At 62.1% G+C, this 13962-nt stretch carries 14 protein-coding genes; 8 read left to right on the top strand and 6 right to left on the bottom strand.

The genetic code is table 11. The features are described from left to right. Positions 1-65: 65 nt before the first annotated feature. The 3 genes from QTL94_RS02855 to QTL94_RS02845 form a co-directional block, all read right to left on the bottom strand. Positions 66-2405, bottom strand: a complete 2340-nt coding sequence (locus tag QTL94_RS02855) for a methyl-accepting chemotaxis protein (protein ID WP_289800525.1) — start codon at positions 2403-2405, stop codon at positions 66-68. Positions 2406-2625: 220 nt separating this feature from the next. After that, positions 2626-3525, bottom strand: a complete 900-nt coding sequence (locus tag QTL94_RS02850) for a ribokinase (RefSeq protein ID WP_289800524.1) — start codon at positions 3523-3525, stop codon at positions 2626-2628. A gap of 49 nt (positions 3526-3574) precedes the next feature. Next, positions 3575-4798 (bottom strand): DNA recombination protein RmuC, encoded by a 1224-nt coding sequence (locus QTL94_RS02845; protein WP_289800523.1) that lies wholly within the window; start codon positions 4796-4798, stop codon positions 3575-3577. Positions 4799-4993: 195 nt separating this feature from the next. On the opposite strand from QTL94_RS02845, the gene QTL94_RS02840 reads away from it, so the two are divergent. The 7 genes from QTL94_RS02840 (at position 4994) to arsC (ending at position 10049) form a co-directional block, all read left to right on the top strand. Beyond that, positions 4994-6490 carry a globin-coupled sensor protein gene (locus QTL94_RS02840; RefSeq protein WP_065689312.1) on the top strand — a complete coding sequence of 499 codons (1497 nt, stop codon included), beginning with the start codon at positions 4994-4996 and terminating at the stop codon, positions 6488-6490. Between the two features lie 98 nt (positions 6491-6588). Beyond that, on the top strand, positions 6589-7107 hold the full coding sequence (gene def, locus QTL94_RS02835; RefSeq protein WP_065690186.1) for a peptide deformylase: 519 nt from the start codon (positions 6589-6591) through the stop codon (positions 7105-7107). A 65-nt stretch (positions 7108-7172) separates the two neighbouring features. Further along, positions 7173-7469, top strand: coding sequence for a FitA-like ribbon-helix-helix domain-containing protein (locus QTL94_RS02830; protein WP_065689313.1), 297 nt, complete (start codon positions 7173-7175; stop codon positions 7467-7469). Beyond that, positions 7466-7885, top strand: a complete 420-nt coding sequence (locus QTL94_RS02825) for a type II toxin-antitoxin system VapC family toxin (protein ID WP_065689314.1) — start codon at positions 7466-7468, stop codon at positions 7883-7885. The genes QTL94_RS02830 and QTL94_RS02825 overlap by 4 nt, the downstream gene beginning before the upstream one ends. Positions 7886-7925: 40 nt before the next feature. Beyond that, entirely contained in the window at positions 7926-8861 is a 936-nt protein-coding gene (fmt, locus tag QTL94_RS02820) for a methionyl-tRNA formyltransferase (protein ID WP_065689315.1), read from the top strand. Beyond that, positions 8861-9667, top strand: coding sequence for a tRNA pseudouridine(38-40) synthase TruA (truA, locus tag QTL94_RS02815; RefSeq protein WP_065689316.1), 807 nt, complete (start codon positions 8861-8863; stop codon positions 9665-9667). Before fmt ends, truA begins: the two co-directional genes overlap by 1 nt. After that, positions 9645-10049, top strand: a complete 405-nt coding sequence (arsC, locus tag QTL94_RS02810; protein WP_065689317.1) for an arsenate reductase (glutaredoxin) — start codon at positions 9645-9647, stop codon at positions 10047-10049. The genes truA and arsC overlap by 23 nt, the downstream gene beginning before the upstream one ends. A gap of 11 nt (positions 10050-10060) precedes the next feature. Here arsC and QTL94_RS02805 read toward each other — a convergent pair whose 3' ends face one another. The 3 genes from QTL94_RS02805 to dapD form a co-directional block, all read right to left on the bottom strand. Continuing rightward, on the bottom strand, positions 10061-10657 hold the full coding sequence (locus QTL94_RS02805; RefSeq protein WP_289800522.1) for a hypothetical protein: 597 nt from the start codon (positions 10655-10657) through the stop codon (positions 10061-10063). Beyond that, the gene (dapE, locus tag QTL94_RS02800) at positions 10644-11837 is read right to left on the bottom strand and encodes a succinyl-diaminopimelate desuccinylase (RefSeq protein ID WP_289800521.1); all 1194 of its coding nucleotides are present in this window, start codon (positions 11835-11837) and stop codon (positions 10644-10646) included. Before dapE ends, QTL94_RS02805 begins: the two co-directional genes overlap by 14 nt. 156 nt (positions 11838-11993) lie before the next feature. Next, positions 11994-12854: a 2,3,4,5-tetrahydropyridine-2,6-dicarboxylate N-succinyltransferase gene (gene dapD, locus QTL94_RS02795; RefSeq protein WP_289800520.1), complete on the bottom strand. Its 861-nt coding sequence runs from the start codon at positions 12852-12854 to the stop codon at positions 11994-11996. 193 nt (positions 12855-13047) lie between these two features. Here dapD and QTL94_RS02790 point away from each other — a divergent pair, with 193 nt between their 5' ends. Further along, positions 13048-13914 carry an LOG family protein gene (locus tag QTL94_RS02790; RefSeq protein ID WP_289800519.1) on the top strand — a complete coding sequence of 289 codons (867 nt, stop codon included), beginning with the start codon at positions 13048-13050 and terminating at the stop codon, positions 13912-13914. Positions 13915-13962 lie beyond the last annotated feature (48 nt).

Below are 13962 nucleotides of genomic sequence, written 5' to 3'. Positions count from 1 at the left end.
CCAATTAAAAAGAGGCGCCTGATTGCTCAGGCGCCTCTTTTTTTCGTTTAGGGCCATGCCTTGGCTCAGAACTCTTCCCAGCTGTCCTGGGCAAGGGCTGCCGAGCCGCGCGACTGTGCGACGGCGCGGCGAGGCGCCGGTGCCGGTGCGGCCGGGCGATATGCCGGCGTAGCCGGTGCGCGCATCTGCTGCGCGGTCGAACGCAGGGCTGCGGCATTGCCGGAGCCGCCGACGCGGAAGCGCGTGACGAGCTGCTGCAGCGTCTGGGCTTCGTCGTTCAGCGCCACGCTGGCCGCGGTCGTCTCTTCGACCATTGCCGCATTCTGCTGGGTCACTTGGTCCATCTGGTTCATGGCCTGGTTGACTTCCTTCAGGCCGATCGCCTGTTCGCTGGCCGATGCCGAAATCTCGCGGATCAGGTTGTTGATACCCATCACCTGCTCGGAGATCTTGTGCAGCGTATCGCCTGCGCGGCCGACGAGATCGACGCCTTCCTTGACCTGGACGGCCGAGGTGTTGATGAGCGTCTTGATCTCCTTGGCGGCGTTTGCGGAGCGCTGGGCCAGTTCGCGGACTTCCTGAGCGACGACAGCAAAGCCCTTGCCGGCTTCACCGGCGCGCGCGGCTTCGACGCCGGCGTTGAGCGCCAGCAGGTTCGTCTGGAAGGCGATCTCGTCGATCACGCCGATGATGCGCGACACTTCCGTCGATGACTGCTCGATGCCATGCATCGAGGCGATCGCCTTGCGGACGACTTCGCCGGACTTCTCAGCGTCGGCGCAGGCGTGGTTGACGTTGTCGGCTGCCGTGCGGGCGTTCTCGGCGCTGGAGTTGACCTGTGCCGTGAGCTCGTTGAGCGCGGCGGCGGTTTCTTCCAGGCTGGCGGCCTGCTGTTCGGTGCGCTTGGCGAGATCGGAAGCGCTGCCGCTGATTTCGCTCGTGCCGGAACCGATGTTCACGACGCTGAGGTTCATCGTCTTGATGGTTTCTTCCAGGCTCTCGAGCGCGGCATTGAAGTCCTGCTTCAGCTTGCCGTACTCGCCCGGGAAGTCGTCGGTGATGCGGTGGCCGAGGTTGCCCTGGGACAGCTCCGACAGGCCCGCACCGACGATCGAGACGATATGGCGCTGCAACGTGACCGACTGCTGGCGTTCGGACTCCGAACGGCCGCGTTCGGCTTCGGCGGCATCACGCTGGCTGTTGGCCTCGGCTTCGAGGCGCTGGGTATCGGCCAGTGCGAAGCGGAAGCCTTCCAGCGCCTTGGCGACGGAACCGATTTCGTCGGCACGATCCTGGCCGGCGACGGCCTGTTCGTAGCGACCGTCGCTAAGCGCCTTCACGCTTGCGACGAGGCCGCTGAGCGGACGCTGTACGAACGAACGAACCGCCGCATAGAGAGCGATCATGACGGCGATCAGGACGAGGATACCGGCGATGACCATCATCAGCGTCTGGTCCTGGACCGGTGCGTTGATGGCGCTGTGCGGAACGTCGACGAGGATCACCCAGCTGGTGTTTACGTCAGGCAGGGCGAACGGATAGACCACGCGGTCGAAGGGCTCGAAGCCGTCGAACGTCAGGTCCTTGACGACAGCAGGCTGCAGCGAGGTCAGCGCGCTCTTGACCGCATCGAGACCGACGCCGTCGTATGGCTTCATGGACAGCTCAGCCTTCGGCGCAACGATCCAATCGGCGCTCTGCGAAAGCAGCGTCACGCGACCGGTGCCGAAGGGGTGCAGGGTCGAGAGCTTGTCGCGCAGCGACTTGAGCGAGATGTCGACGCCGCTGACGCCGATCAGCTTGCCACCCGACATGACCGGGTAGGCGATCGAGGTCATGGCCGTATTTTCGCCTGTGGTCGTCTCGGCGTAGGGCGGCGACAGCGCGCCCTTCTTGCTTGCTGCAGCCAGCGCGTACCAGCCGGCCTTGTAGTCGGAATCGAAGGTAGAGAAGGTGAAGCCACCATCCTTCTTCTTCGTCCAGTAGGGGTTGAAGGTTCCATCCTTGGACGAGCCGAAATCGACCTTGCCTGCCATCGTGGGCGACTGGCCGTCGAAGGCGTTCGGCTCCTCGGCAAACCAGCTGCCGAATGCGAATTGGTTATGCTCGACGTTTGCCTTGAGCATATCGACGACCGATTTGCGGTCGAGATACTTGCCTTCTTGGCCACGGCTGATTGTGCCGGCCATCGAGCGCGCTGCACCTGCGAGTTCGCCGACGGAGGAGGCAACTTCATTCGCGATCGACTTCGCCTCGAGGTTGGCCTGATCCATCGTGAGCGTCTGAACGCGGCTGCGCGTCTCACCGATCAGGAAAAAGTTCGAAACGAGGAGGACGAATGCGATGGAAATGCCGGTAATGAGGATAAGTTTGGCCGCAAGCGATTTCATGCGAAAGATAAACATGGGTTCCTCGGGGGAAGGATGTGTCGGATAATGCATTCATCGACACAGACACGAAGGCGTGGCCCCTTCATGGGGCAGCCATTACGAATGCCCGATCCTCGGAGGAAGGTCTGGCGATCAATCGGAAGATCGCCAGAAATCTCTTAAATTTGAATGAAATGCCGTCAAATTTCAGTGGTGACTGGCAGGCGGCACCCAAAATGTCGCAGGCCCGAAGTCGCTAGAGCGCCTTTGCGACATCGGCGCTGAGCGGGATCGACGGCTGAGCTCCATGCTTCAGGCAGGCAAGCGAACCGGCAACCGCTGCCCGGCGGAGCGCGGCCTCGAATTCCAGCCCTTCATCCAGGCTCGCGGCAAAGTAGCCGCAGAAAGTATCGCCGGCGCCGACAGTGTCGACCGGCTCGATTTTCAGGCCCTTGGCGCGCGACAGGAGACCGTCGCGGATGGCGATGACGCCGTCCGCGCCGAGGGTGACGATCAGTGTCTGGCCCGTTTCGCCGTTCAGGCGCTTCAGGGCGGCCTCTCTTTCGTCCGCGCTCATGTTCTCCTGGCCGGCCAGTCGTTCGAACTCCGTCTCGTTGGCGATGACGATATCCGCGAGCCGACCGAGGCGCGCCGCATCGTCGATCAGCGGCGCGAGGTTGAGAACCGATTGGACGCCTTTCGCCCTGGCCGCAGCGAGTGCCCGCTCGACCGCGGCAACCGGAACCTCCAGCTGTAGCATCAGGATATCGCCTTCGCTCATCGCGCCGACAGCTCTGTCGGCGTCGTCAGCCGTCACGGTGCCGTTCGCGCCCGGTACCACCGCGATCATGTTCTCGCCGTCGCCGCCGACGAGGATCAGTGCCGTCCCCGTGGGCTCATCGACCGTCTTGACGGTTTCAAGTTCCGTGCCGGCATCTTTCAACAGCGCGAGCGCCGGGACCGCGAAGCTATCCTTGCCGACCGCGCCGGCCATGCGGACACCACATCCCGCGCGACGAGCGGCGAGCGCCTGGTTGGCGCCCTTGCCGCCTGCGGCCGTCGAAAAGCCATTTCCCGCGACCGTCTCGCCGGGCTTCGGCAGCCGTTCGGTGGTGGCAATGAGGTCCATGTTGATGGAGCCGAAAACTGTGATCATGAAGGTGTCCCGTCCGATGCTTCTTTGGCGGCGACACTGCCCGAAGGGCTCACTCGTCGTCAACTACCCTGAGCTTGAGGAGACCGGTGCGGCTTTCGACGGATTTCGTCGCGGTCTCGCTGTCGCGATCAGGTTTGCCGCCGTCGCCGCCCTCGAATTCCAGCGCCTCGATCTTGGCGCCGCGCTTGTTGAGCTTGTCGGCCGAAGTGACGATCATGTCGACATCCTTCTGCGCCATAGCGAAATGGCCCTGCAGCTTGCGCACCCGCTCATCGAGCCGGCCCAGATCGTCCATCAGATTGGCGACTTCGCCCTGGATCACATGCGCCTGCGCCCGCATGCGCTGATCCTTCAGCACCGCCTGTATGACCTGGATCGACAGCATCAACAGCGATGGCGAGACGATGACGATCCGCGCACGGTGTGCCTTCTGCACGATCGCTTCGAAGTTTTCGTGAATTTCGGCGAAGATCGATTCCGACGGGACAAACATGAATGCCGTGTCCTGCGTCTCGCCCTGGATCAGGTATTTCTCCGAGATATCGCGGATATGCGTTTCCATGTCGCGGCGGAACTGCTGTGCTGCGACCTTTGCCTGGTCGGGACCACCCGCGTCACGAATGGCATTCCATGCCTCCAGGGGGAATTTCGCATCGATGACCAGAGGCGGCGCGCCATTCGGCATGCGAATGGTGCAGTCCGGGCGTGATCCATTGGAAAGCGTGTGCTGGAAGGTATAGACCCCCATCGGCAGGCCGTCCGCGACGATCGTTTCCATGCGCGACTGGCCGAAGGCGCCGCGCGTCTGCTTGTTCGACAAGATGGCCTGCAGACCGACCACGTCCTTGGCCAGCGTCTGGATGTTGTTTTGCGCGGCATCGATAACCGCCAGCCGCTCCTGCAGCCGCTGCAGGTTCTCGTGTGTCGACCTCGTCTGTTCGGTGATCGTCGTGCTGACCCGCTGCGACATTCCGTCCAGGCGCTGGTTGATCGCCTGATTGAGTTCCGCCTGGCGAGAGCCGAACACCTCCGCCATCGTCGACATGCGGCCGTGCATCTCGGCCTGGATCTTTAGAAGCTCGGCCATGCGGGCATCGGCCTCCATGGCGCGCTGGCTCGCTTCGTCAGCCTGCTCCCGCCGCAACTGGCTGCTGCGCATGAGGAAAACGAGCATCAGCACGATCACGGCGGCAATTGCGCCGCCAGCCAGCGCCAGCATGACAGGATTGATCTCTGAGAGGATGGCTGAAAACGAGTCGGGGGTAGCGTTCATGGCGTCAGCATAGCAAACTCGCCAGACTTGGCTAGATCAAAACGTGAACATTGAGCTGGTCCGATGATGGAAATCGTGAACCGAAGCAATCCACTAGTCGACAATTCGGATGCTTATTTAACGTTTGCGAAACTATATTCGGCAAAAGCTCTGCTCAAATTTCTCTTTCAGCACCAATCATAAAGCAGAGATATCATGAGCAGCCAGCCAGCCGACAACGCCCTCAAGCAACGCCTCGATTTCATCGAGCTGGATGATGGGGCCCGGGCGTCGTTGCGCGAAATGCGCCCGACGATCTCCGATCTGCTCAGCGGTGCACTCGACAAGTTCTACGGTAAGCTGGCAAAGACGCCGGCCGTCGCCAGCTTCTTCGCCGACAAGGCGCATATGAACCACGCCAAGAAGCGCCAGGAAGATCACTGGGCCAATCTGGCCGGTGGCAATTTCGATGAAGCCTATGTCAAGGGCGTCATGGCCGTCGGCCGCACGCATGCGCGCATCGGCCTCGAGCCCCGCTGGTATATCGGCGGTTATGCCCTGCTGATGAGTGATCTCATCAAGGGTTTGATGGAAAAGCAGTGGCCGTCGATGTTCGCGCGCCAGCAGGGCAAGATCCTTGCGGAAAAGCTCTCCGCCGTGGTCAAGGCCGCCATGCTCGACATGGATTACTCCATCTCCGTCTACCTCGAAACGCTGGAAGAAAAGCGCCTGAAGCTCGAGGAAGAGCGTGCGAAGGCGGAAGCGGACCAGGCACTGGCCCTGACGCATCTTCGTCGCGGCCTCGAGGCTCTGTCGAACGGTGATCTGGAGGCAACGCTGCCGGATCTGCCGGGCAACTTCAAGGACATGGCCGACGACTATAACCGCGCCGTTGCCGCATTGCGCACGTCGTTTGCCTCGGTTCGGGCAACGTCCGGTGAAATCCTGCAGGGAACCGACGCAATCGCCAAGGGATCGGACGATCTCGCCCTGCGTACGGCGCAGCAGGCGGCTGGCGTCGAGCAAAGCTCGGCTGCCCTGCAGCAGCTCTCCGTCAGCGTCGGCCAGACGGCCGCCAATGCCGAGAAGGCATCCGGCGCCGTGCGCGAGACGCAGCAGAAGGCCAAGAACTCCGGCGAACTCGTGACCAGCGCCGTCTCCGCGATGGCCGGTATCGAAAAGTCCTCGACCGAGATCGCCAAGATCATTGGCGTGATCGATGAAATCGCCTTCCAGACGAACCTGCTTGCCCTGAATGCCGGCGTCGAAGCAGCGCGCGCCGGGGAAGCCGGCAAAGGCTTTGCCGTTGTCGCGCAGGAAGTCCGCCAGCTGGCGCAGCGCACCGCCGACGCAGCCAAGGAGATCAAGAACCTGATCTCGGAAAGCTCGACCCAGGTCAACGAGGGCGTTGATATCGTCAGCAGCACCGGCGAGGCGCTGAACGACATGATCACACGCATCGATATCATCAACAGCTTCGTGGCCGATATCGCTGCCGCCGCCCGCGATCAGGCAACCGGTGTCAACGAAGTCAGCGTTGCCATCCGCAACATGGACACCATCACCCAGCAGAACTCCGGCATGGTCGAGCGCACCTCCGCCGAAACCCGCCGCCTGAGAAGCGAGGTGGAAAGCCTTGTCGGTCTGCTGCAGCGTTTCCGCACCGGCGACAGCACTCGTATGGGATCGGCACCCGCTCGCCGGGCCGCCTGATATAAAATGCGGTGAAATTCGGGAGGCAGCGCAAAAAAGCGCCGCCTCCTGCTTCCGGATAATTCCATCGGGCAAAAAGATGGGTTATGGGGAACGCCATGACCATCAAGCCACTCATCATTCTTCCCGACCCGCTGCTCCGTCAGGTTTCCAAGCCGATCGAACGCGTCGACAGCGATCTCCAGCGTCTTGCCGACGACATGCTTGAGACGATGTACGATGCCCCAGGCATCGGCCTTGCCGCGATCCAGATCGGCGTACCGCGCCGCATGCTGGTTATCGATGTCGCGCGCGAAGGCGAAGAGAAGCAGCCGCTCGTTTTCATCAATCCCGAGATCGTCAATTCGTCCGACGAGCGCTCGGTCTACGAAGAGGGTTGCCTCTCGATCCCGGACTACTATGCCGAAGTCGAGCGCCCAGCGACGGTGACCGTCAACTATCTCGATCGCGACGGCAAGGAGCAGACGGTCGAAGCCGACAGCCTCCTCGCCACCTGCCTGCAGCACGAGATCGACCACCTGAACGGCGTGCTCTTCATTGACCACATCTCGCGGCTCAAGCGAGAGATGGTAATCAAGAAGTTCACCAAGGCGGCGAAGTCCACCAAGGCTCTCTGAGCGGCCGGTTGAAAACACCCCATCGGCCATTCTATGATATCAGTGATATCAAATAGGAGGTGCCAATGGGTGATCTTCTGATCCGCAACATCTCGGACGCGATGAAGCGCGATATCGCGCTGCGCGCCGAGAAAAACGGCAACAGCCTTTCCGACGAGGCGAAGAGCCTCTTGCAGAAAGCGATATTCGATACGCCAGGCGCGGACGCGCCGGCTCGGTCGGCATGGGACGCCATGCGCGAAATCCTTGCACCGAAGAACGAGGCGGAAGCACGCGAAGCCGAGGAATACGCGAAAATCATGGACGAGATCGAAGCGGAGCGAAAGAAGAATTTCGGACGCCCGTTCGAAGGTCTCGAATGATTGTTCTGGATACGAACGTCATATCCGAGACGACCAAACCAAAGCCAAGCCTCTTCGTCGAAGCTTGGTTCGCGGCGCAAAGCGTGTCGTATCTCTACCTGACCGACGTGACCATCATGGAGCAATCCTTCGGCGCCGAGCGCTTTTGGCTTCGGTCCGGGTCATTGCGATATAAGAACATGCTCGACGAGTTGTTGGCCGCCTACAGCGGACGTACCCTTGCGCTCGAGCGGCAGATGATAATTGAAATAGGCAAACTCCTCGCCCGCCGGGAATCCGTCGGGCGGCCGATCTCGGTGCAGGACGCCATGATCGCCGCGATCTGCCTCGCGCATGGCGCCACGCTTGCCACGCGCAACACAAAAGACTTCGAAGGGCTTGATCTCAAGCTCGTAAACCCGTTTGAAGGCGGCTGATCTTCAAGGTTGGCCTCGAGCCAGGAATTGGCGGCATACAATGTCTCTTCGCATCATCTTCATGGGCACGCCCGAGTTCTCCGTTCCGACGCTGCGCATGCTCGCAGACGCCGGCCACACGATTCTGGCGGTCTATACCCAGCCACCGCGCCCGGGTGGGCGTCGGGGTCTCGATCTGCAGAAATCGCCGGTGCATCAGGCCGCCGAGCTTATGGGCATTCCTGTCTTCACCCCGGTCAACTTCAAGGATCCGGAAGAACGCGAGCGTTTTGCCGCGCACAAGGCCGATGTCGCCGTCGTCGTTGCCTACGGTCTACTCCTGCCCGAAACAGTCCTGAACGGTACCCGTTATGGCTGCTACAACGGTCATGCCTCGCTGCTGCCGCGTTGGCGCGGCGCCGCTCCCATCCAGCGGGCGATCATGGCGGGCGATGACAAGAGCGGCATCATGGTCATGAAGATGGACAAGGGGCTGGATACCGGCGCCGTCGCGCTGACTCGCGAAGTCGAGATCGCTCCGAACATGACGGGCGGCGAACTGCACGACAAGCTCATGCACACCGGCGCCAAGGCCATGGCCGAAGCGATGGTCGAGCTGGAAATGGGCACTCTCACGCTGACGCCCCAGCCGGACGAAGGCGCGCTCTACGCAGCCAAGATCGACAAGGGCGAGACGCGTATCGATTTTTCCAGGGATGCGGCCGCGGTTCACAATCATATCCGCGCACTAGCCCCATTCCCCGGCGCCTGGTTCGAGGTGGCCATCGGTGGCAAGCCGGAGCGCGTGAAGGTGCTCGGCTCCGAGCGGGCGGAAGGGACCGGTGTATCCGGTGAATTGCTGACGGATGATCTCGTGGTCGCCTGCGGCTCAGGCGCCGTTCGGCTGACGAAGCTGCAGAAGGCCGGCGGCAAGCCGTTGCCGGCAGCTGATTTCCTGCGTGGCACGCCGCTGCCGGCAGGCACGAGGCTGTCCTGATGCATCGCTATCGCATGATCGTCGAGTATGACGGCGGGCCCTATGTCGGTTGGCAGCGTCAGGACAATGGCGCCTCTGTCCAGGGGGCGATCGAGAAGGCCATCCTTGCGGCGAGCGGTGAAACCGTCTCGATCCGTGGCGCCGGACGAACCGATTCCGGCGTGCATGCGATGGGGCAGGTGATCCACGCCGACCTCGCCAAATCATGGGCGCCCTTCAAGCTGCAGAATGCGCTGAACGCGCATCTGAGGATGGCGCATGAGCGCGTATCGATCATCGATGTCGAGAGCGTCAGCGAGTTCTTCGATGCGCGCTTTTCCGCGCAGCGTCGCCACTATCTCTATCGGATCATCAGCCGCCGCGCGCCGCTGGCGCTGGAGGCCGGCAAGGCATGGTGGGTTCCAAAGCCCCTGGATCATGAGGCGATGCACGCCGCCGCGCAGACGCTGGTCGGCAATCATGACTTTACGACGTTCCGCTCCGCTCATTGCCAAGCCAACAGCCCCGTTCGCACGCTCGACCGGCTGGACGTCAGCCGCAGCGGCGAACTCATCGAAATCCGTGCCACGGCGCAGAGCTTCCTGCACAACCAGATCCGCTCGTTTGCCGGGACGCTGAAGCTCGCAGGCGAGGGCAAGTGGACGCCCGCTGATGTGCGCGCCGCGCTGGAAGCTCGCGACCGAAAGGCGTGCGGCCCTGTCGCGCCGCCCGACGGGCTCTATTTCATGCAGGTCGATTATCCCGAGGTGATCACCGATCGCCGCAGGGACGCGGAGGCACGCAATGACGACGACGATCTATCATAACCCCGCCTGTGGCACCTCGCGCAACACGCTTGCCATGATCCGCCAATCCGGCGAGGAGCCCGAGGTCATCGAGTACCTGAAGACCCCGCCGACACGCGAACGCTTGGTCGAGCTGGTCGCGGCGATGAATATCCCGGTCCGCGCGCTGCTCCGCCAGAAGGGTACGCCTTATGAGGAGCTCGGACTGGGCGATCCATCGCTCAGCGACGACGAACTGCTGGACGCGATGATCGCGCACCCGATCCTTATCAATCGCCCGATCGTCGTCACGGAAAAGGGCGTCCGGCTTTGCCGGCCATCGGAGGCGGTGCTGGATATCCTGCCGAATGCCACCATCGGCATCTTCACCAAGGAAGACGGCGAAATCGTCCACGGCAAATAGCTGGCAGAGGCTCAGACCGGATAGATGCCGAGGAAGCGCTGAAGATATTCCGAAAGCATCAGCGACGGCACCAGCAGCACCAGCGTCAGGGCGCCGACCATCAGGCCGTTGCCGAAGAAGATCATCCGCAGGATGCGGGCGATCGCAAAGACCTGGGCGAGCATGAAGGCAAGCAGCAGCAGCGAGACGAGGCCGACGAGGCCGGGCACGAAGAACACCAGCGCCAGCAGCAGCCCGTTGATATAGGCGAGTGGTACACCGAGCCAGTTGACGCTGACGATGACCGGCGCGAAGCGCTCCCCCTTCTTGAAGGCAAGCAGCAGTAATCCCGCAAGGATCAGCGGCACGACCCAGTTGACACCCTCGACAAGCCCAAGGCGGAAGTAGAAGAGCAGACCGACGTCGGTATTCGGCGGCATGGTCTGCAGGAAGGCCTGGCGCCACCAGAGCCACGAGATCCCCATCGGCGGCAGGCACCAGAAGATCGCCCAGAAGGAGCGATTGGCGCCGCGCTCGGACATGTCGAGAAAGCGGAAACCGCGCGGATCCATGCGGATCAGCAGCCAGATCCCGGCCAGATAATATTGTACTTCCCTAAAGCCCGGCATTCGCAAACCAGCGCTCGATGAACGTTTCGTAGATCACCGTCAGCCGCTCGAGATCGGATACGGCGACACGTTCGTCCACCATGTGCATGGTCTGGCCGACAAGGCCGAATTCCACGACGGGGCAGTATTCCTTGATGAAACGCGCGTCGGAGGTCCCGCCCGTGGTGGAAAGCTTCGGCGACTGGCCCGTCACGCCCTCGATTGCCGAAGAGAGCGAAGCGATCAGCGCATTGTTGCGCGTCAGGAAGACATGGCTTGGACGCTCGGCCCAGACCATGTCGTATTTGAGCGGCGCGCGACCGGGTCTCAGCGCGCCGTCGGCGGCTGCGGCATCGAGGCGGCGCAGGATCTCCTGCTGCACGCTGTCGGCCGTCCAGGTGTCGTTGAATCGGATGTTGAAGCTCGCCATCGCCTTCGCGGGTACGACGTTCGTCGCCGGATTGCCGACGTCGATGGTCGTCACTTCGAGATTGGACGGCTGGAAATTGTCGGTGCCGGTGTCGAATGGCGGGTCCATCAACGCCTGGGTCAGTTGCAGGATGCCGCGCACGGCATTGTCGGCGAGATGCGGATAGGCGGCATGTCCCTGCACACCGTGCACGGTGATCTTGCCAGACACCGAGCCGCGACGGCCGATCTTGATCATGTCGCCGAGCTTGTCGGGATTGGTCGGCTCGCCAACGAGGCAGGCATCCCAGCGCTCGCCGCGCTCGGCGGCCCACTTGAGCAGCTTGATGGTGCCGTTGACTGCAGGACCTTCCTCGTCACCGGTGATCAGGAACGAAATGGAGCCTTTGGGCGCGCCGTGCTTTTCGATGTGGCGCGCGACCGCCGCAACAAAGCAGGCAACGCCACCCTTCATGTCGACAGCACCGCGGCCGAACAGTTCGCCACCAGCGATCTCGGCGGCAAAGGGAGGATGGGTCCAGGCGGCTTCGTCGCCAACCGGAACCACGTCCGTATGCCCGGCAAACATCAGGTGCGGTCCGTCATTGCCGAGCCGGGCGTAAAGGTTTTCGATATCGGGGGTTCCCGCCTCCGTTTCCGTCACCTTGTCGACCTTAAAGCCGAGCGGCGACAGCATCGCGTCGAGCGCCGAAAGCGCGCCGCCTTCGGCTGGCGTGACGGACGGGCAGCGAATCAGGGTCTGCAGATTGGCGACGGGATCGGTAGCGGTCATGGCAGTGGAATTATCCGGCGGTAGTGGCAAAGAAAAGGCAAGGCGGCGCGGCCGCCCTGTTGGAATGTGCCGTCGATTTTGCCGGCACATCGTCCGGCTGTCAGCGACCGGCAACGCACATCCGTTGACGCGTCATCGCCGACCGTTCGAGCAGTATCAGTCGCGCAGCAGTTCGTTGATGCCGGTCTTCGAGCGGGTCTTCTCATCGACCGTCTTGACGATTACGGCGCAGTAGAGATGCGGCGCGGCAAGACCGTTCGGCATGGTGGCATTGCCCGACGGCATGGAGCCGGCGACGACGACCGAGTAAGGCGGTACTTCGCCGTAGAAGACTTCGCCGGTGGCGCGGTTGACGATCTTGGTCGACTTGCCGATGTAGACGCCCATGCCCAGCACCGAGCCCTCGCGGATGATGCAGCCTTCAACGACTTCCGAGCGGGCGCCGATGAAGCAGTTGTCTTCGATGATCGTCGGGCCGGCCTGCATCGGCTCAAGCACGCCGCCGATGCCGACGCCGCCCGAAAGATGCACATGCTTGCCGATCTGCGCGCAGGAGCCGACCGTCGCCCAGGTATCGACCATCGTGCCCTCGTCGACGAAGGCGCCGAGGTTGACGAAGGACGGCATCAGCACGACGTTCTTCGCGATGTATGCCGAGCGGCGCACGACGCAGTTCGGAACGGCGCGGAAGCCGGCGGAGCGGTACTCGCTCTCACCCCAGTTCTCGAACTTGGAAGGCACCTTGTCCCACCAGGTCGAGTTCCCCGAGCCGCCCTTGACGACTTCCATGTCGTTCAGTCGGAAGGACAGGAGAACGGCCTTCTTCAGCCACTGATTGACCTTCCAGACGCCGTCGCTGCCGCGTTCTGCAACGCGCGCCTTGCCGCCATCGAGAAGTTCGAGCGCGGTTTCGACCGCATCGCGAACTTCGCCCTTGGTCGAGGTGTTCACGTTGTCGCGGTTGTCGAATGCGGCTTCGAGGGTCTTTTCGAGGGAAGAAAGGTCGGTGGCGCTCATGGGAATTCCTTAAACTTCGATCTTTATCGTGGAGACCGAAGCCTCCGGGAATTGTGATAGGCGGGGTGCGATCTGCTCTATCGCATGCACGGGTAAAATGGAATGATTTTTCGGGACAGGATCACTCTCCCGATCAACGGCATGAAACGACATACCGGCAGAGGCTGCCGGCGGTACTGAAAGGCATTTCGACATGGCAAAGGGAAGGAACGGCAGGCTGAGGCGCAAGGATGGCGTCTGGGATCCGTTGAAGACGAGCGAAACCGACAGGCAGCGCGCCGAGGCGGTGCCGAAGACACCGCAGACGCTGTCGCCGGCCTATCGCCTTGCATATGCCGACGAAGATTTCCTCTGCCGGGAGGAGCTGCGCCCGATCCGGCTGCAGCTTGAATTGATGAAACCGGAAATGCTGCTGACGGAACGCGGCATCAAATCGACCGTCGTCATGTTCGGCGGTGCCCGTATCCCGGCACCCGGCCAGAGCGCCTGGGCCGCGCGCAACGAGACGCAGCGCGCCAATCTGGAAGCCGCATCGGTCTATTACGACGAAGCGCGCAAGTTCGCCCGGTTATGCTCGAAATATTCGGCCGGCTTCGATTTCCATGAGTATGTCGTCGTTACCGGCGGCGGTCCGGGCGTGATGGAAGCCGGCAACCGTGGTGCCGCCGACGAAGGCGCGCCGTCGATCGGTCTCAACATCGTGCTGCCGCACGAGCAGGCGCCGAACGTCTATGTGACGCCGGAGCTCAGCTTCAATTTCCACTATTTCGCCATCCGCAAGATGCACTTCATGGTGCGCGCCAAGGCGATTGCCGTCTTTCCCGGTGGCTTCGGCACGCTCGACGAGTTCTTCGAGTGCCTGACGCTGATCCAGACGGGCCGCATGGAGAAGATGCCGCTCATTCTCTTCGGGGAAAAATTCTGGCGCAGCATCATCAATTTCGAGGCGCTGGCCGAGTTCGGCACGATCGCGCCCGATGATGTCAATCTCATCAGCTTCGTCGATACGGCCGATGCAGCCTGGAAGATCATCCAGGACTTCTACGAGCATCACGAATAAGAAAAGCCCGCCGCGCTGGTCGCGGCGGGCTCCGTTTTCGGTAAGCGA

This window comes from Rhizobium sp. S96 (assembly GCF_030382195.1).
Lineage (GTDB): Bacteria > Pseudomonadota > Alphaproteobacteria > Rhizobiales > Rhizobiaceae > Rhizobium.
The sequence above is the reverse complement of the archived record's forward strand: the minus strand, read 5'-3'. Positions and strand labels throughout refer to the sequence as shown.